Origin of the sequence: Burkholderia sp. THE68, assembly GCF_009938265.1 — a bacterium.
Lineage (GTDB): Bacteria > Pseudomonadota > Gammaproteobacteria > Burkholderiales > Burkholderiaceae > Caballeronia.
On record NZ_AP022315.1, the window covers coordinates 2615672 to 2633326 of the forward strand.

Here is a 17655-nt window from a genome sequence, read left to right on the forward strand (position 1 = left end):
TTCGCCGTTCGCGCCCTGTCGCGCGGACGTCGACGAACCGGTCTTCCGCCACCGATTCCGTCATGCGTTTGCCGAGTTATTCCCATCTGCTCGCTTTACCCGCAGGGCCTGACCTGCTGCTTCGCCTGCTCGAGACGATCGTCGTCGCGGCCAGCGCGCTCGCGGCCCAACGAAATTTCGGCCAGGGCGTCACCGCCGGCTATGACAGCGCCGTTGCCGCTTTCGCCATCGTCTTTGCGTGGAGCGCGTTGTCCGGGTTCTATGTGAAAAGCCCGACGCGCCGCGCATCGCTGCCGCGCGCCATGCTCCTTCCGGCGCTCGGCTGGGTGCTCTGCGAGGCCGGCGCGGTGTGTCTGGTCAAGTGGATGCATGGCGAATATCAGCCTTCGCGCGCGTGGCTCGCCGGCCTTTTCCTGCCAACGGCCATCGGCGTGATGCTCTGCCGCTTGGTCGACCGGTTTGCGGGTGCGCGCCGTATCCGTCGCGTGTCGGTGGCCGTGGTCGGGCGCGGCGCGCGTTGCGCGGCCTTCGTGCGACGCATCGGCGCCATGCCCGATTCGGCGTGCCGCGTCGATGCCCTCTTCGACATGGACGCCGATTCCGGCGCGACGGACATCGACAGCTTCGCCGCGCACGTGCGGACGCAGCGCATCGACGAGTTGTGGCTCGCGCTGCCGCTCACGGACGAAGCGGCACTGCTGCATTTTCTCGACGTCTTCCGCGACGACCTGCTGAACATTCGCTTCGTGCCGGAGATCGACCAGTTCACTCGTTTTCGCGGCGAAGCCGCCGGCCTCGACTCCACCTTCGCGATCAATCTCGTCGCGGCGCCGCTCACGGCTCGCGCGCTCGCGAGCAAGGCGATATTCGACCGGCTCTTCTCCGTTTGCGCGGTCGTCGGCATGTCGCCCGTGCTCCTCGCGATCGCGCTTGCGGTCAAGTTGTCGTCGCCCGGTCCCGTGCTGTTCAGACAGCGGCGCCAGGGCGCGAACGGCACGCCTTTCGACATCTACAAGTTCCGCACGATGCACACGCACGCGACGGACGACGGCCAGCTCATGCAGGCCACGCGCGACGATCCGCGCGTGACCAGCGTCGGGGCGTTCCTGCGCCGCACGAGTCTCGACGAGCTGCCGCAGTTCTTCAATGTGCTGCGCGGCGAGATGTCGGTCGTCGGTCCGCGTCCGCATGCGATGGAGCACGACGCGCTCTATCAGCACATCGTCGACGGCTATATCCACCGCTATCGCATCAAACCGGGCATCACCGGCTGGGCGCAGATCAACGGACTGCGCGGCGAGACCGATTCCGTCCACAAGATGCAGCGGCGCGTCGAACACGATCTCTATTACCTCAGCAACTGGTCATTCGCGCTCGACATGCGCATCGTGCTCGCGACCATCGTGCGGGGCTTCGTTCACCGCAATGCGTACTGACTCGCAGGACCCTTCCATGAAGCACTCCTTTTCGCGGACCGCAGTGGCCGTCGCGCTGGCGGCGATGTTGAGTGCGTGCGCGTTCGCGCCTGGTTTCCGTATGCCGGTCAGCGGCGACGATGCCGGTCCGCACATCGAAGCCACCGCGGCGACACCCGCGATTCCCGTTACGGAGCTCGATCTCGCGCTCGTCAAGCGCTACGCCGATCAGCGCAAGGCGAATCAGGACCAGCAGGCGAAGCAGCTGTTCGGCGCGGCGAAGCCCTACACGGTCGGCGCGGGCGACGTGCTGCAGATCGTCGTCTGGGATCACCCGGAACTCGCGGCGGCGCAAGGCGCCGGTCAGAGTCAGGCGCCCGCGAAGTCGAGCGATCCGGCGGCCGGCTTCGTCGTCGATCAGAAGGGCAATCTGCGCTTTCCTTACGCGGGCACGCTGGCGGTCGCCGGATTGCGCACCGATGAGATTCAGCAAAAGCTCGTCACCGCGCTCTCGACGTATCTCGTCAAGCCGCAAGTCACCGTGCGGATGGCGTCGTATCGCGCGCGTCAGGTGTATGTCGACGGTCAGGTGCATAACCCGGGCGCGCTTTCGCTGACGGACGTGCCCCTCGGTTTCTACGACGCGATCGCGCGCGCCGGCGGCTTCAACGACAACGCCGACCAGAGCGATGTCGTGCTGGTGCGCGGCGGCGATTCGTATCGGATCGACGTGCCGCGACTGCTCGCGCAGGGGCTGAATCCGTCGAAGCTGTATCTGAAAGAAGGCGACCTGCTGCGCGTCACGTCGCGCGACGACAACGGCGTCTACGTGATGGGCGAAGTGAACAAGCCGGGCTCGGCGGCGCCGCGCCGCGATGGCCGGCTCACGCTCGCGGATGCGCTCTCGCAGGTCGGCAGCATCAACTCGGCCACGGCCGACACGGCTCAGATGTTCGTGATCCGCCCGGGGGGCGATGCCCCGCGCGTGTATCACCTCGACAGCCGCTCGCCCGTGTCGATGCTCGTGGCGAACGAGTTCGAACTGCAGCCGAAGGACGTCGTTTATGTCGACGGCAGTGGGCTCGTGCGGTTCAACCGCGTGATCAGTCTGTTGATGCCGTTGATCAGCACGGGGCTCACGGCGGGGGTGATCGCGAAATGATCGGCTCGGTGTTGATGGTGTGCGAAGGGAATATTTGTCGCAGCCCGCTGGCGGCGGCGTTGCTCAAGCGGGAGTTGCCGCAGTTGGACGTTCGGTCGGCGGGCACGCACGCTTTGGTGGGCGCGCCTGCCGACGCGGTCGTCGTCGAGCTGGCGCGCGAGCACGGCATCGCGCTCGATACGCACGTCGCCACGCAACTCGATTCGTCGCTCGCCTGCGCCGCGAACGTGATTCTCACGATGACCAAGCCCCAGCGCGAATGGGTCGAGACGGCCTTTCCGTCGACGCGCGGCAAGGTGTTTCGTCTCTGCGACGAACACGGCGCGGACGTCACCGATCCCTACCGGCGGCACCGCGCGGTGTTCGACCTGGCCTTCGCCCAGATTCGGGAAGGCATCTCGCAATGGACCCGCACGCTGGCGGCACAACGATGAACGACATTACCCTCAAACCTTCCGCGCCCGAACCCGCGGCCGGCGACGATGAAATTCGCCTGTCGGAGATCGTCTCCGTGTTGCGCGAGCGTCGCGGGCTGATCGCGATCGTCACTGCTTGCGCGCTCGCGGCCGGATCGCTGTATGCGTTTCTCTGGGCGCCGACCTATCGCGCCGACGCACTCATTCAGGTCGACGACGACAGCGGCACGGGCACGCTCAACGACAAGCTCGGCGACCTCGCGGCCTTGTTCCAGAGCAAGGCGAGCGCCGATGCGGAAATCGAACTGATGCGCTCGCGCATGGTGATCGGCGATGCGGTTTCGCGGCTGCATCTCGACATCGATGCGCGTCCGCACTATCTGCCGCTCGTCGGTGCGCCCTATGTCCGCTACATCGCTGGCGACGGCCTCGCAAGCGCGCCGCTCGGCCTTGGACGTTACGCGTGGGGCGGCGAGCGCATCGGCGTCTCGGAGTTCGACGTTGCGCCGCGCCTCTTCGACAAGACATTCACGCTGATCGCCGGCGAAGGCGAGCGCTACGAGCTGCAAGGTCCCGATGGCATGACCGTCCTGCGCGGCCGCGTCGGTGAAACGGCCACGGCGCAAGGCAGCGACGGCCCCGTCAGGCTGATGGTGACGTCGCTGCTCGCGCGTCCCGGCACGCGCTTCGACTTGAAGCGTGCATCGACGCAGCAGACCATCGCGGATCTGCAAAAGGCGCTCATGGTCAGCGAAAAGACGAAGCAGTCCGGCATCATCGGCATGTCGCTCGACGGCCCGGACGCGCAACGCGTGACGACGACCGTCAACACCATTGCGACGCTCTACGTGCAACGCAACGTCGACCGCAAGTCCGCGCAAGCGCAGCAGATGCTCGCGTTCCTCGGCGATCAGTTGCCGCAACTGCGCGCCGACCTCGATCGCGCCGAAGCGCGCTACAACGCGTTTCGCGCGAAGAACGGCGCGGTCGATCTGGAAGAGCAAAGCAAGCTGCTGCTGCAGACGGTCGTCGAGAACCGCTCGAAGATCATCGAATTGCAGCAGCAGCGCGCGGATCTCGTGCAGCGTTACACCGCGCAGCATCCTTCCGTCACGGCGGTAGATGCGCGCATCGGCGAGTTGCAGCACCAGGCCGATGAGACCGACACGCAGATCAACGCGCTGCCTTCGGTGCAGCAGGATGCCGTGCGTCTGCTGCGCGACGTAAAGGTCAGCAACGATCTCTATACGAGCCTGCTCAACAGCACACAGCAGTTGCGCGTGCTGAAGGCTGGGCAGCTCGGCAACGTCCGCACCGTGGATTACGCGGTGACGCCAGAAAAGCCCGTCGCGCCGAAGAAGGCGCTGGCTCTTGCGCTTTCCGTCGCGCTCGGTCTCATGGCCGGCTGCGCGCTCGCGCTCGCGCGGCGCATGTTCAATCGCGGCCTCGAAACGCCGGCGGAAATCGAGCAGGCGCTCGACCTGCCCGTCTACGCGATCATCTCGCACTCCGAGCGGCAGGCGTCGCTTCAGACGTCGCGCCGCCGCATGCCGACGAAGCCGCAAGTGCTCGCCGACGTCGCGCCGAACGATGTCGCCATCGAAGGCTTGCGCAGCTTGCGCACCGCGCTGCAGTTCGGCGTGATGAAGCCGCGCAACAACGTGATCATGGTGACGGGACCGCGTCCGGGTATCGGCAAATCGTTCGTGTCGACCAATTTTGCGACCGTGCTCGCGGCGGGCGGTCAGCGCGTGCTGCTGATCGACGGCGACATGCGCCGTGGCGATCTCAACCGCATGTTCGCGCTGCCTCGCAAGCCGGGGTTCGCCGAGCTGCTGGGCGGCGGCGCCGAACTGGATGCCGTGATTCATCGCGGCGCGCTGCCGAATCTGGATCTGATCGCCGGTGGCGCCGCCCCCGATCTGCCCGCCGAACTGTTGATGCGCGAGCGCTTCGTGCGCGTGCTCGACGAGCTGCGCGCGCGCTATGACTTCGTGATCATCGATTCGCCGCCGGTGCTGGCGGTGACCGATTCCGGCCTGATCGGCAGACATGCGGGGGCGACGCTGCTCGTCGCGCGTCATGGATTCCATACCGCGGCGGAATTGCGTCAGACCGCGCGTCAACTCGCCAGCGCGGGCGTGCAGGTGGACGGCGTGCTGCTCACCGATACGCCGGCGCGCGGGATGGCGTATGGGGCGTTTTCTCAGTATGCGAGTCGTGAAAACTGATTCCTTGCAGACCGCCGTGCTTGCGGTCGATCTCACCGAGAGGAGCCACTCGTGACGCTTGACGAAGTGTTCGGCGTCGCGCGCCTTTCGAGGGTCGCGAATGTGTCGCTGCGCGGACTGACGCTGGCGAGCAAGTTCGTCTTGCTGCTCGCTCTGGCGAAGTTCACGACGCTTGTAGAGGTCGGCCAGTATGGCGTCCTATCCGCCACGATCGGTTATGCGCTTTTCATTCTCGGGTTGGATTTCTATACCTACAGCACACGGGAGATGTTGAACGTCGACCAGATGTTGTGGCCTGCCTTGTTGCGCAACCAGGCGGTGTTTTACGTCGTCTGTTACGCGACGATGCTGCCTGTCTTCTATCTGGCGCTGAAGTGGTCGGACGCGTTCTCTGATCGGCTGGTCGTCTGGTTTCTCGTGCTGGTGATTCTGGAGCATCTCGCGCAGGAGCTCAGCCGCTTGCTGGTCGCGATGTCGCGGCCTGTATCGGCAACCGTTCTCGGCTTCTTGCGGGGCGGCATCTGGGTATTCGCGTGCATTGCAGTGATGATCTTGGTGCCGGCGCTGAGGTGTATCGAGACGGTGCTCGTTGCATGGGCTTGCGGAAGTTTTTGCGCGGTCGCTTTTGGGCTGGCGAACATTAGCGGATTGCTCACCCAGAATGCGTTCCGAAAACCTCTCGATTGGAGATGGATATGGCGTGGCGTAAAAATCTGCACCCCTTTGCTCATTGCCACGTTGTCCATTCGAGGACTTTCGGTGTTTGATCGCTACATGCAGGGCTTTGTTGCGGGCAAGGAAGCGCTTGGCGTCTATACGTTCTATGCAAGTGTGGCCAACGCCATTCAGGCATTTCTCGATGCCGCCGTTTTTTCTTTTCAATATCCACGCGTGGTGATGGCTGCGCAGAGCAAAGACAAAGCCGTCTTCGATGCGGCAGTCCGGCAGTTGACGCGCGCGACGGTCTTTACGGTGATCTCGCTTTCGCTCGTTGCGTTGATCGGAATCGAACCCGTGCTGAGGCTACTGCATCGGCCGATCTATGCCGAGCATCTCGGCATGTTCTTCTGGATATTGGCGGGAGTCGTTCTATTTTCGCTGAGCATGATTCCCCATTACGTTCTCTACGCGACCCGACGTGATCGGGCCATTCTCGCAGCCAACCTGAGCAGCGTTGTCGTTTTCGTCGTCGCGGCGTTTGCCCTTGCGTCGCATCTCCAAACTCTGGCGATTCCTATTGCCCTCACTGTCGCATTCGGAACCATGTACGCGTCAAAGTTCGCACTTTGTCGAAGCTTCGGTGCGTCCAGATAAATCTGCTTCAACCTGAAAGATCGAAACATGTTTAACGATAAGTCCATTCTCATCACCGGCGGCACGGGTTCGTTCGGCAAGAAATACGTCAAGACCATTCTTACGCGCTACAAGCCGCGGCGTCTGATCATTTTCTCGCGTGACGAACTCAAGCAATTCGAGATGCAGCAGGAATTCAACGATCCGTGCATGCGCTATTTCATCGGCGACGTCCGGGACTACGATCGTCTGCTGCAAGCGATGAACCACGTGGACTTCGTGATTCATGCCGCGGCGCTGAAGCAGGTGCCCGCAGCCGAATACAACCCGATGGAATGCATCAAGACGAATATCCACGGGGCCGAGAATGTCATTCGCGCCGCGCTCGCGAACAATGTGGAAAAGGTCATCGCGCTTTCGACGGACAAGGCGGCGAATCCCATCAATCTGTACGGCGCGACGAAACTGGCGTCCGACAAACTCTTCGTTGCGGCAAACAACATCTCGGGCGGTCATCGGACGCGCTTCGCAGTGGTTCGCTATGGCAATGTGGTCGGGTCCCGTGGCTCAGTCGTGCCGTTCTTCAAGCAACTCGTGGCTTCAGGCGCGACGGCCTTGCCGATCACGCATCCGGAAATGACGCGCTTCTGGATCACGCTGCAGCAGGGCGTCGACTTTGTGCTCACGAATTTTCAGCGCATGCACGGTGGCGAGATCTTCGTGCCCAAGATTCCGTCGATCAGGATTCTCGACCTGGCCCGCGCCATGGCCCCGGAAATCGACACGAAGATCGTTGGTATCCGGCCGGGAGAGAAGTTGCACGAAATCATGTGCCCCGCGGACGATTCGCATCTGACTGTCGAGTTCGGCGACCACTACGTACTGAGTCCCACGATCATGTTCAATGGCCGCGCCGACGATTTCACCCGCAACGCGCTGAACGAACAGGGACGTCCGGTAAAACAAGGCTTCGAATACAACTCGGGCTCGAACGATCACTTCCTTTCGATCGAGCAGATCCGTGAATTCGATCAACTGGCAGAGGCTTAAATGATCCCTTACGGCAGACAGGAGATAACGCAGGACGATATCGACGCCGTCGTCGAAGTCCTGCGCTCCGATTTCCTCACGCAAGGTCCGGCAGTGCCGAGCTTCGAGAAAGCGATGGCAGCGCGGGTAGGCGCGCGCTTCGGGGTCGCGGTGAATAGTGCAACGTCGGCTTTGCACATCGCATGCCTCAGCCTCGGGCTCGGTGCGGGAGATGTTCTCTGGACGAGTCCGATCACGTTCGTCGCGTCTGCGAACTGCGCTCGATATTGCGGCGCGGATGTCGATTTCGTGGATATCGATCCGGTTACGTACAACATCGATATCGAATCGCTGGCGAACAAACTCGAGGACGCGAAGAAGAACGGCTTGTTGCCGAAGATCCTGGTGGTCGTACATCTTTGCGGCCAGCCATGCGAACTCGAAGCGATTCATGCGATGAGCCGCCAGTACGGATTCCGCGTGATCGAAGACGCTTCGCATGCGGTCGGCGCGTCTTACAGGAACGCGCCCATCGGAAATTGCCAGTACTCGGATATCACCGTCTTCAGTTTTCATCCCGTGAAAATCATCACCACGGGCGAAGGCGGTATGGCGATCACGAATGACGCACAACTCGCGAGTCGCATGGAGTTGCTGAGAAGTCACGGCATCACACGTGATGCGAGCCTGATGACGCACGTGCCGGACGGCCCTTGGTACTACCAGCAGATCGACCTCGGCTTCAATTATCGGATGACCGACCTGCAGGCTGCGCTCGGATTGACGCAACTGACGCGACTCGATGACTATGTTTCTCGTCGCAAGGCCATCGCCGCGCGCTATGACGATTGCCTGAGCGGGTTGCCGGTTCAAACTCCGCAGCAGATCGCCGACGCAGCATCGGCCTGGCATCTCTATGTGATCCGGCTGCGTCTCGATGAGATCACTCGCTCGCGTGAAGAAGTCGTGCAGGCCCTGCTAAGCGCGGGAATCGGCGTCAACGTTCACTACATTCCCGTTCATACCCAGCCGTACTATCAAGCGCTCGGGTTTCGAGCCGGAGATTATCCGCAAGCAGAGCGCTACTACAGCGAGGCGATCAGCCTGCCGCTTTACGCAACGATGAGCGACGCGCAACAAGACACGGTTGTCGAGGCACTCAAGGCGGCCCTGTCATGACGACGGTGGCCATCATTCCGGCTCGCGGCGGCAGCAAGCGAATTCCCGGCAAGAACACGAAGCTGTTCAGTGGCAAGCCGATGATCGCCTGGTCGATCGAAGCGGCGTTGCGCTCGAATTGCTTCGATCGGGTCGTGGTCTCGACGGACTGCGTGCGGATTGCCGATATCGCGCGCGACATCGGCGCCGACGTGCCGTTCATGCGTCCGGCCGAGCTGGCCGATGATCATGCACCGACCATATCGGTCATGAAGCACGCGCTGTCATCGCTGGCATGCGAACCGGAAGATCTGGCCTGCTGTGTCTACGCCACGGCGCCGTTTTTGATGGCCAATGACCTCACGCGCGGCCTGGACGTGCTGCGAACATCGAAAGCCGATTTCGCCGTCAGCGTCACGACGTTTGCGTTCCCGATTCAACGCGCGCTTCGCATAACCGCCGAGGGTCGCGTTGCGATGCTCGATCCACGGAACTACCTCGTCCGGTCGCAGGATCTGGAAGAGGCCTATCACGACGCCGCCCAATTCTATTGGGGCACCGCCGAAGCGTTCCTCGCGGCACGCCCGATACTTGGCGAGGGCACCGCTGCCGTAGAAATTCCGCGTTATCGCGTGCAAGACATCGATACGCCGGAAGACTGGATTCAGGCGGAAGCCATGCATGCGGCACTACTCCATTTGGGAATGACCGATGCGAATCGTCTTCCGGGCTGATTCGTCGTCTGTGATCGGCAGCGGGCACGTGATGCGCTGTCTCGCACTCGCGCACGAGCTCGCGCAAAGAGGCGCGGCAATCCACTTCGTGACCACGGCCTACAACGGACACCTCGGCGCCATGATTCGGGCGGCCGGTTTCGCATGCCATGAGCTCATCGCCGTGGACGAGCGCCTGTCCATGGACCATCGCTCATGGACGGGGGAAGTGCTGTCGGAACAAGTTGCCGAAGTGAAGCGAACGCTTGCATCCATCGGCGCAGTGGACTGGCTCGTCGTGGATCACTATGGGCTCGATGCCCGTTTCGAGACGTCATGTCGCGCCCTTGTGAAGCATGTCGCCGTGATCGACGATCTGGCGAATCGCGAACACGACGCTACGTTGCTGGTTGACCAGAATCTGTTCCAGGATGCCGAGCCTCGTTACCGAGGCCTGATACCAGCGCATTGCGAGACTCTGCTCGGGCCCGCTTATGCCTTGTTGCGCGAGGAGTTTCGCGCATATCGGGAAGCGTGCCTGAGTCGGGCCGCACATACGGGCGCGCTGCGCGTGCTGGCCTTTTTTGGCGGCGGCGACAGCAGCAATGAAACCGAGAAGTTCCTGTTGGGCTGCCGCGAATCGATCGAGGACGGTTTATCGGTGGATATCGCGGTGGGCGGAAGCAATATGCACATCGGACGCCTGCGTTCGCTTGCCGAGACGATGCCCGGCGTGCGCATACATCGTCAGACGCCGGAAATGGCAAAGCTCATGGCTGCCAGCGACTACGCATTCGGCGCGTCAGGCAGTGCGAACTGGGAGCGGCTCTGTCTCGGACTGAACGCGAGCGTCGTCTGCGTCGCCGACAACCAGGTGAAAACCGTCCACGCGCTGGTGCAGCAAGGGCTCGTCGATTACATCGGCCATTCCGACGAAACAACCCCGTCGACCTATGCGCAAGCGTTGCATGGTCTCAAGGCGCATCCGAACGATTACCTTCGCCCCGCGGAGCGCCTGATGAGTCATGTGGATGGATTGGGCGCACGCCGCGTTGCGCACGCCATCCTCGATACCCCGCGCTGAATGCTGCTTCGGCCTCTCAAAATCCTCTACGAATTCGAATGACACAGAAACTCACGCCAAAAATGCAGATTGCCGGCAGACCGATCGGGCCGGAATATCCACCTTACGTGATCGCCGAACTGTCGGCCAATCACAACGGCAATCTCGATACCGCGCTGCGCATCATCGACGTGGCAAAGAAGGCCGGCGCGGCCGCCGTGAAGTTGCAAACCTACAGGCCCGATACGATCACGATCGACTCGACCAGTCCCGACTTCATGATTCACGGCGGATTGTGGGACGGCAAATCGCTTTATGAGCTCTATCAATGGGCGCATATGCCGTGGGACTGGCACAAACCGCTGTTCGAGTACGCGCGCCGGCAGGACATAACCATCTTCAGCTCGCCGTTCGATTCCACCGCCGTCGATCTTCTCGAGGATCTGAATGCACCGGCGTACAAGATCGCTTCATTCGAGGCGGTCGATCTTCCGCTCATCAGATATGCGGCGAGCACGAAGAAGCCTTTGGTGATTTCGACCGGCATGGCGTCCAAGGATGAAATCAGCGAGGCAATCGAAGCCGCGCGTTCGGCCGGCTGTCGCGAACTCGCCATACTTCATTGCGTGAGCGGCTATCCTGCGCTTGCCGAGCACTACAACCTGCACACAATCCGGGACATGATCGATCACTTTGGCGTGGTGGTCGGGCTGTCCGATCACACGATCGACAACACGACCGCGATCGCGAGCGTAGCGCTCGGCGCTTCGATCATCGAAAAGCATGTCACGCTCGATCGCAACGGAGGCGGCCCCGACGACAGCTTCAGCCTTGAGCCGGACAGTCTCCTTGCGCTCACGACCGAAGCACGGCGTTGCTGGGACGCGATGGGCAAAGTGACTTATCAGGTCCAGGAAAGCGAAGCCCCGAATCAGAAATTCCGACGCTCACTGTATATCGTGAAACCGGTTGCCGCCGGTGAGAAGTTCTCGCCTGAAAACGTCAGGAGCATTCGTCCCGGGTATGGACTCGCACCGAAGCACTACGACGCGCTGATCGGACAGACAGCTCCAAGGGACTTTGCGGCAGGCGAGCCGGTGCCGCGCGACATTCTGGTCACTCAATAAAGTCCGCTGGCCCGCAAACGTCTATGCCGACCTTATTCGTCGTTCAAAACGATACGCACGCAAAGAACTTCAACATTCTCGCCCGCGAGGCCATCGCGCGCGGCGAGGCTGTGTCGATTCTGCTTCTCGACGGCGCCACGCACGAATCGACAGCGCGGTTCTTCGACGACAAACTGACGCCATTGATCAGTCGCGTCGAACGAACGGCCAGAGCGTTCTATCGATCGGGCGGTTTGCAACGCGCCAGGATCTGCATGCGGTTCCGGTCGTGGGCGCGAGACGAAATCGGCTCGTTCGATCACGTCGTTCTTGGAAATGACGGCGCGTTGCAGAAGATCATCGTCAAGGCAGCGCGAGTCAGAAGGACCAACTGTCGCGTCACCGTCATGCTCGACGGACTGCTTACGCGCGAGAAAGGCGTTCGCGCTGTCGCGAAGCGCAGGATGCAACGGCTGGCCGAGTGCTTGAACCTCGACGAATTCGTGCCGAGCACGGTGGGCGTAAGCCGCATGATCGATGACATAAGCGTCATGCACGCTTCCGTCGCCGATGTGCTGCGCTTTCACGGTGCAAGCGCGCAGCGTATCGCAGTTTCACCGTTGCCACGGCACGCCGCGATACGCGCAACCGTGCGCCGCGACGCGTTCGGCAAGAAGCGCATCCTGTTCCTCGGCAGCGCATATCTCTGGCATGGCGAGCAAACCGGCCATGATCGGCAGACAGCGGACTTCGCCGCGTTCAGCGACTTCGCCGCGCGATCGGCGCACTGCGAATGTCGTCTGCGCATTCATCCGCGCGACGATATCGCGATCTATCGAGAACTCGACCGAAATGCTCTGCAAATCAGCGATGGCGAGACGAGTCTTGAGGACGATTTGATGTGGTCCGACGTCGTCGTGGCATCGCGTTCGTCAGGTTTGTTCGACGCCACGCTGGCCGGACGACGCGCCGTAGTTTATGCCGCGCATTTTCCCGCGCCGGCAGATGACACGTTCCTGAGTTCGCTTCCCTCTATTTCGACGTTCGAAAAGCTCGATCAATGAAGTCTTCGAGTTTGACGGCGTTAGGGCTGTATTTTCTGTTCCTGGTGTATCTCCCGTTCACCGGATATTCATACGTCTCCATTCGAGGCGGTGCGCAGATCATCGACAAGGACGTTCGGGCGGCGGTCGTTCTCGTGCTGTTCGCGATGATCGCGGCGTTGTTCGTGCTCACTCGGAAAGTAGATTCCGTCCCCCGATGCGTCATAGGGTTGGGAAGTTTCTTTCTTTACGGGCTCGCTATTTCCGCGATGCGCAATTCGCCACAGGAATACGTTTCGTACTTTCTTCGCATTGCGTCGTTCGTCCTGATCTTCTGGATGGCCTACTCATGGGCGAAGCGCGATCGGGAAGACTGGTGGCGCTTCGCCCGGAATATCGTTCTGGGAAGCTCGCTGATCTACGTCGCGGAATCGCTGATCGATTTGCTGGCGGGCCGCGCACTCGCGATGAACGGCGCAATAAGGTTTCCAGGGAGCCTCGGCAGCCCTCCGGGCTACGCATCCGTCTGCATGATCTTTCTGCTGGCGAACGCCTACTTTCTCATACGGACGAGATCGAAGGTTCATCTTGCGCTCTCGTTGCTTCTCGTCGTTTGCTCCTTTCTTACGGGAACGCGCGCGATTGCTGTCGCCGGATTGCTCGTGCTGAGCCTCACCGTCATTGCGTATCACCGATCGGTTTACCTTCGCGTGATCCTGCTGCTCGTCACGTTTAGCATCGCCCCGCTCGCAATCGGCTGGGTGTTGAACAACACGGAAATAGGTTCACGAGTCGCGCTTTCATTCGGTGATCAAGGGAACGACACTTCGACCAATTTTCGGTTGATGATCCTGTCCACCTATTTCTCACATATCTCGACTTCGCAGTTCATGTTCGGCCTCGGCATTGGGGGCTTCCCAAAATGGTTCGAGGCACAAACCGGAATTCAGGATGTCGGCCCGCACTTCGAGTTCTTGTGGGCACTTTCCGAGTTGGGCGTAGTCGGCTCGGCCATCTACATCCTGGCGCTTTTCGGCGGAGCGCGATTGGTTCTTTCGCGACGAAGCCAGGCCAGCAGAGCAGAAAGGATATCGGCGCTGATCCTGATCTTTTCCCAGCAACTGATATTTCAGTTCACCAATCCGCTCTATTTCTATCAGCTTTGTCTCCCTGCCCTGTTCATGCTGGGCGGAACGCTCGGCAGCGAGCGCGGCAGGAACACGTAATTGTTTGGGGTGGGCCGTTTTCGTGCAACACAAGAAGTCCAATCTGGTCCGGCTGATATTCGACAAAATCATGAGCAGCGACAGTGATGATTGTTCGGGCCAGTCAGTCATCTTTCTGAATCCTCACTCATACATGATTCTCCGGGACCATCCTGACCTTTTCGCGGCCTGCGGCAAGGTGGGAATCGACGGTCAGTTGCTAGTGAGAATTTTGTCGATATTCTGGTCCGGGCGCATCGATCGTGTGAGTTTCGACATGACGTCTCTCGCCCCGCGCGTATTTCAAGATGCGGCGGCATCGCGCAAGCGTGTGTACATCATCGGATCTACGCAGGCCAATCTCGACAGCGCGGTCTCCGTATTGGTCGAAAAGTTTCCGGAGCTCGATATTTGCGGCAGTCGAAACGGCTACTTTCTGAGCGACGCTGATCGAACTAGTGCTCTGCACGACGTTCTGGACTCCAAAGCAAATGTAATAATCTGTGGCATGGGAACGCCGCATCAGGAACGCTTTCTTTACGAACTCCGTGCTCTCGGTTGGACCGGCACCGGCTATACATGCGGCGGATTTCTGCACCAGACTGCCAGTAAGGGCGCTCATTACTATCCAGCCTGGATCGATCGTTCCCAGTTGCGCTGGGCCTATCGAATCTACGACGAGCCAAAGCTGTTCAAACGCTACTTCTGCGGTTATCCGATAGCCGTACTTTTCATCATCAAGGATTGCCTTGGCTTCGCGATGAGCAAGGTGTCGAGGTCTACCGTATGAATCGCAGACGGTTGATGCTGAAATCACTGGGTGCCCTGCAAATGTCCGGGGCGGGTCTCGGTTTGCTTGCTCGCTCGAGTAGATCGGTCGCCGCGCGGGCGTTTCGGGAGCCATCGGAGCTCGAAGCTGCGCTACTGCGGTCCACCGGGGTGCGCTATGGTCCAAGCGATCTCGAAATTCTCAACTCGTCGTCTGACCTGAGCGGGTACGCGGGACCTGCAACCCGCGTCTTTCTGCGAAATGCCAGCCCGTCGGAAAGTCGGCAGAAGCGCTTCTTTGTCCGCGATGTCACTGGACGAGACGCCGGAGGGTATCTTGCCGACGCGCTGGGAAGAACCTGGCTGCCCGATTCAACGCGACTAGTCGACATAAGACAATTCGGGCCGGTGAAAGACGGTGACTGCACGGTCCCGCTGGAACGCGCACTCGCGGAGCCGGACGTCTATGCCTGGATTCCGCAGGACCAGCGCTGCACAGCTCTCGATGTGCAACTTCCCTCTCATGCGACCGTTGTCATAGACGGCGTAATCGAGATGTCGGCCCGTGCGTCTGCGCGCGCGGCCATATTCACAAATGCCGATCCGCAGCAGGGCAATTCACACATCGCGCTCATCGGCAACGGCAGCATCGACGGAGCCAGGGCGCGCCAGGCATTAGATGCGGAGCATGAGCTGGTTCGTTTCAGCCATTGCTCGTCAGTCGCGATACACCTTGCGCGAGCAGGCGGCAACCGCTTTTCCAAAGCAATTCGGACGCGTTCGGGCGCGGCGATACATCTGCTGGGCGGACGAAATCATTCCGTTTCGATCGACCGTCTGATCGACTATGGTCGCGAGGGCGTCTGGCTCTTCGACGTGAGCGACAGCGTCGTCCACGATATGAAAACCTACGGCGGTGCTGAAAGCTGGAGCGGCGTGCAGGTCGGTGGCCCGACGTCGGCGCGCAATAAAATCGCCAATGTAGAGACGTGTCTCGCGGGCGCTTCGGGCATAGGCTGCGACTCAAAGGAGTCGCTGGTGGTCGATTGTTCGAGCAAGGCGAATGCGTATTTCCACGGCTTCAACTTCGGGCATGCAGGGCAGCCCGCCGACGATACGACCGGAATGAGGCTCCTTTCCGTTTCTGCGGGAACCGAAGGTTCGGGCAGCGCCGACTTCAATGGCTTTAGCATCGTGAATGGCAGTCGACGCGTCAGGCTCATCGACTGCGTGGCCGAACGAGCGTTCAGAGATGGCTTCAACACCTCGGCGGGCGCCGACGAATCCACGCTCTCTCGCTGTGCCGCTACCGGGTCGGGACGTTATGGCATCAATGCGTACGGCGCGACAGTCGTCGCGCGGAACTGCAGTTTTGATTCGAATGCAGGCGGACCGGTTTCGCCATCGGGCAACGGGCGAGTCCTAGTCGAACAGGTCTGACCTCGAACGATTCGATGGCTTCTTCAAATCTGGATACCCACGACATGCTGACTTTGAGAAAAGCGACCGCGCAGGATTCCGATCTGCTCTTCAACTGGAGAAACGATCCGATTACACGGCGCAGCAGTCACGACACATCCGAAATCTCCCGCGACCGGCACGAAACCTGGTTGGCCGCGAGCCTCGCCAATTCGCAGCGGGTGATACTCATCGCTGAGGAACGCGGGCGCCCGGTGGGCACGGTGCGCGTCGACCATGGGCCGGACGGCACGGCCGAGTTATCGTGGACAGTTGCGCCGGATGCACGCGGCGAGGGTGTGGCAACGCGCATGGTCCGTACGGTTGCAGACGATGTCGCTCGCAAATGCCCGGTTCGTGCCGAAATCAAGATTGGGAATGAAGCGTCTGTAAAAGTGGCCGAAGCTGCCGGGATGCGCCTGTTCACCGAGGATCGAGACGTTTTGCATTTCTGCCGCGAGGCTTCTTCCACGTGATGCAAACTAGCGTCGATCAACCAGGCACCACCACGAACCCCCTCTTCCTCAACAGCTCCACCACCCCCCTCGCTCCCCCGAGATGCAACGCCCCGATCGCCACGAACACCGGCTTATCCGGCGCGGCCAGCCCAACCATCCGCTGCACGAAGCGCCGGTTTCGCTCATACACCACCCGCCCGTCGACCTGCGCCGCCAGCGCCGGATTCCTCGCGAGCTTGCTGCTCTTCGCGTCATCCCAGGCTTTCAAAGCGTCCGCATCGCCGATGCGCCATAGCCTATGCAGCTCCTTCACGTCCGCGACATTCTCCGCCGGCGTCTGCACCAGATCCTGCGCGAGCATCTCCCGCTGCTGCGCCGACGTGAGCCGCGTAAATGTCGAGATTTGCTCGTTCAGCGTCTCCAGCCCGACGATCTTCCCTCTCGCCCGCAGATAGACGTTCTGCAACTGCGCCTCGGTCCCGTACTCGCTCTGAAAACCCGCCTTCAACGTGTCGTACGTTTCGATCAGCATCGACGCGAGCCACGGCCGCGTATGCCGCAACTCCTTCAACGCTTCCGGATTGCCGCGCATGCGCGTCTCGACCTTCTTCCACATCGCGTCCGGCAGATAGTCGATCAGACACTCGCTGCGACACATGCCGTAGCGGTTCACATCGTCCTGAGAAAGCAGCAGTTCGTCCGGAGAAATTTCGAGCGCCAAGGTCGGCGATGCATCCAGCGCCGCGAGTATCGGTTTGCGAAATGGTTGCTCGGGCGGATAGTCGCTCGCGAATCCCACATGGAGCGTGCCGAGCAGATAGATGGTCGTCGTACCCTTGGTCGCGACGTAAAACGGCATGCGCGGCGGCTGCGCGCGCACCGGGCCGCTCGCGGTCGTGCCTTCCGAGCGATCAGCGCGCGGCGGCGCAACCGGATTGGCGGGCGCGGCGGCGGACCCCGCGTCGCCCGCGGCCTGCGGCGTGCGCGATCCGACCACGGCGAAGCCCGCCGGCGAGACGCAAACACCCGCCGTAAACAGCACGAACGACAGCACGATGGCTGTCGTTTTGGCGAACGCCGCGCGCACGAAGCGCGGCTTGTCGAATGAATCCGGCACGACGCACATCTTAAAACATT

General features: G+C 61.2%; 17 protein-coding genes. 15 read left to right on the plus strand and 2 right to left on the minus strand.

Annotated elements, in window-relative coordinates:
• Positions 1 to 62: 62 nt before the first annotated feature.
• From BTHE68_RS12450 to pseI, 10 genes are read left to right on the plus strand one after another with little or no spacing between them, the layout of a single operon-like run.
• Positions 63 to 1436 (plus strand): undecaprenyl-phosphate glucose phosphotransferase, encoded by a 1374-nt coding sequence (locus BTHE68_RS12450; protein ID WP_162066544.1) that lies wholly within the window; start codon positions 63 to 65, stop codon positions 1434 to 1436.
• Positions 1437 to 1452: 16 nt separating this feature from the next.
• Positions 1453 to 2577: a polysaccharide biosynthesis/export family protein gene (locus tag BTHE68_RS12455; protein WP_174258012.1), complete on the plus strand. Its 1125-nt coding sequence runs from the start codon at positions 1453 to 1455 to the stop codon at positions 2575 to 2577.
• Complete coding sequence (locus BTHE68_RS12460) at positions 2574 to 3011, plus strand: low molecular weight protein-tyrosine-phosphatase (protein WP_162066545.1); 438 nt, start codon at positions 2574 to 2576, stop codon at positions 3009 to 3011. The genes BTHE68_RS12455 and BTHE68_RS12460 overlap by 4 nt, the downstream gene beginning before the upstream one ends.
• Complete coding sequence (locus BTHE68_RS12465; protein WP_162066546.1) at positions 3008 to 5224, plus strand: polysaccharide biosynthesis tyrosine autokinase; 2217 nt, start codon at positions 3008 to 3010, stop codon at positions 5222 to 5224. Before BTHE68_RS12460 ends, BTHE68_RS12465 begins: the two co-directional genes overlap by 4 nt.
• Positions 5225 to 5275: 51 nt before the next feature.
• Positions 5276 to 6538: a lipopolysaccharide biosynthesis protein gene (locus BTHE68_RS12470; RefSeq protein ID WP_162066547.1), complete on the plus strand. Its 1263-nt coding sequence runs from the start codon at positions 5276 to 5278 to the stop codon at positions 6536 to 6538.
• A 27-nt stretch (positions 6539 to 6565) separates the two neighbouring features.
• Positions 6566 to 7567, plus strand: a complete 1002-nt coding sequence (pseB, locus tag BTHE68_RS12475) for a UDP-N-acetylglucosamine 4,6-dehydratase (inverting) (RefSeq protein WP_162066548.1) — start codon at positions 6566 to 6568, stop codon at positions 7565 to 7567.
• On the plus strand, positions 7568 to 8725 hold the full coding sequence (gene pseC / locus BTHE68_RS12480; protein ID WP_162066549.1) for a UDP-4-amino-4,6-dideoxy-N-acetyl-beta-L-altrosamine transaminase: 1158 nt from the start codon (positions 7568 to 7570) through the stop codon (positions 8723 to 8725).
• Complete coding sequence (gene pseF / locus BTHE68_RS12485; RefSeq protein ID WP_162066550.1) at positions 8722 to 9438, plus strand: pseudaminic acid cytidylyltransferase; 717 nt, start codon at positions 8722 to 8724, stop codon at positions 9436 to 9438. The genes pseC and pseF overlap by 4 nt, the downstream gene beginning before the upstream one ends.
• Positions 9439 to 9469: 31 nt before the next feature.
• Positions 9470 to 10501 carry a UDP-2,4-diacetamido-2,4,6-trideoxy-beta-L-altropyranose hydrolase gene (pseG, locus tag BTHE68_RS12490; protein WP_232077940.1) on the plus strand — a complete coding sequence of 344 codons (1032 nt, stop codon included), beginning with the start codon at positions 9470 to 9472 and terminating at the stop codon, positions 10499 to 10501.
• A gap of 38 nt (positions 10502 to 10539) precedes the next feature.
• Positions 10540 to 11607, plus strand: coding sequence for a pseudaminic acid synthase (pseI, locus tag BTHE68_RS12495; RefSeq protein ID WP_232077879.1), 1068 nt, complete (start codon positions 10540 to 10542; stop codon positions 11605 to 11607).
• A 32-nt stretch (positions 11608 to 11639) separates the two neighbouring features.
• Here pseI and BTHE68_RS12500 read toward each other — a convergent pair whose 3' ends face one another.
• Entirely contained in the window at positions 11640 to 12143 is a 504-nt protein-coding gene (locus BTHE68_RS12500; protein ID WP_162066552.1) for a hypothetical protein, read from the minus strand.
• On the opposite strand from BTHE68_RS12500, the gene BTHE68_RS12505 reads away from it, so the two are divergent.
• The 5 genes from BTHE68_RS12505 to BTHE68_RS12525 all read left to right on the plus strand — a co-directional run bounded on the left by BTHE68_RS12505 (position 12138) and on the right by BTHE68_RS12525 (position 16536).
• Complete coding sequence (locus tag BTHE68_RS12505) at positions 12138 to 12650, plus strand: hypothetical protein (RefSeq protein ID WP_162066553.1); 513 nt, start codon at positions 12138 to 12140, stop codon at positions 12648 to 12650. The two genes, BTHE68_RS12500 and BTHE68_RS12505, sit on opposite strands and share 6 nt — an antisense overlap.
• Positions 12647 to 13855, plus strand: coding sequence for an O-antigen ligase family protein (locus tag BTHE68_RS12510; RefSeq protein WP_162066554.1), 1209 nt, complete (start codon positions 12647 to 12649; stop codon positions 13853 to 13855). The genes BTHE68_RS12505 and BTHE68_RS12510 overlap by 4 nt, the downstream gene beginning before the upstream one ends.
• A gap of 70 nt (positions 13856 to 13925) precedes the next feature.
• Positions 13926 to 14624, plus strand: a complete 699-nt coding sequence (locus BTHE68_RS12515) for a WecB/TagA/CpsF family glycosyltransferase (protein ID WP_162066555.1) — start codon at positions 13926 to 13928, stop codon at positions 14622 to 14624.
• A gap of 14 nt (positions 14625 to 14638) precedes the next feature.
• Positions 14639 to 16042, plus strand: coding sequence for a right-handed parallel beta-helix repeat-containing protein (locus BTHE68_RS12520; RefSeq protein WP_162066556.1), 1404 nt, complete (start codon positions 14639 to 14641; stop codon positions 16040 to 16042).
• A gap of 14 nt (positions 16043 to 16056) precedes the next feature.
• Positions 16057 to 16536, plus strand: coding sequence for a GNAT family N-acetyltransferase (locus BTHE68_RS12525; RefSeq protein WP_162066557.1), 480 nt, complete (start codon positions 16057 to 16059; stop codon positions 16534 to 16536).
• Positions 16537 to 16552: 16 nt separating this feature from the next.
• On the opposite strand, the gene BTHE68_RS12530 is transcribed toward BTHE68_RS12525, so the two are convergent.
• Positions 16553 to 17644: a TraB/GumN family protein gene (locus BTHE68_RS12530; RefSeq protein WP_162066558.1), complete on the minus strand. Its 1092-nt coding sequence runs from the start codon at positions 17642 to 17644 to the stop codon at positions 16553 to 16555.
• Positions 17645 to 17655: the final 11 nt, after the last annotated feature.

Bases quoted from the DNA above. Each gene is read 5' to 3' on its own strand.
- BTHE68_RS12510 (WP_162066554.1), top strand. From the start codon at position 12,647: ATGAAGTCTTCGAGTTTGACGGCGTTAGGGCTGTATTTTCTGTTCCTG.
- BTHE68_RS12450 (WP_162066544.1), top strand. From the start codon at position 63: ATGCGTTTGCCGAGTTATTCCCATCTGCTCGCTTTACCCGCAGGGCCT.
- pseI (WP_232077879.1), top strand. From the start codon at position 10,540: ATGACACAGAAACTCACGCCAAAAATGCAGATTGCCGGCAGACCGATC.
- BTHE68_RS12465 (WP_162066546.1), top strand. From the start codon at position 3,008: ATGAACGACATTACCCTCAAACCTTCCGCGCCCGAACCCGCGGCCGGC.
- BTHE68_RS12515 (WP_162066555.1), top strand. From the start codon at position 13,926: ATGAGCAGCGACAGTGATGATTGTTCGGGCCAGTCAGTCATCTTTCTG.
- pseF (WP_162066550.1), top strand. From the start codon at position 8,722: ATGACGACGGTGGCCATCATTCCGGCTCGCGGCGGCAGCAAGCGAATT.
- BTHE68_RS12505 (WP_162066553.1), top strand. From the start codon at position 12,138: ATGCACGCTTCCGTCGCCGATGTGCTGCGCTTTCACGGTGCAAGCGCG.
- BTHE68_RS12525 (WP_162066557.1), top strand. From the start codon at position 16,057: ATGGCTTCTTCAAATCTGGATACCCACGACATGCTGACTTTGAGAAAA.
- pseG (WP_232077940.1), top strand. From the start codon at position 9,470: ATGCGCTGTCTCGCACTCGCGCACGAGCTCGCGCAAAGAGGCGCGGCA.
- pseC (WP_162066549.1), top strand. From the start codon at position 7,568: ATGATCCCTTACGGCAGACAGGAGATAACGCAGGACGATATCGACGCC.
- BTHE68_RS12520 (WP_162066556.1), top strand. From the start codon at position 14,639: ATGCTGAAATCACTGGGTGCCCTGCAAATGTCCGGGGCGGGTCTCGGT.
- BTHE68_RS12530 (WP_162066558.1), bottom strand. From the start codon at position 17,644: ATGTGCGTCGTGCCGGATTCATTCGACAAGCCGCGCTTCGTGCGCGCG.
- BTHE68_RS12460 (WP_162066545.1), top strand. From the start codon at position 2,574: ATGATCGGCTCGGTGTTGATGGTGTGCGAAGGGAATATTTGTCGCAGC.
- BTHE68_RS12455 (WP_174258012.1), top strand. From the start codon at position 1,453: ATGAAGCACTCCTTTTCGCGGACCGCAGTGGCCGTCGCGCTGGCGGCG.
- pseB (WP_162066548.1), top strand. From the start codon at position 6,566: ATGTTTAACGATAAGTCCATTCTCATCACCGGCGGCACGGGTTCGTTC.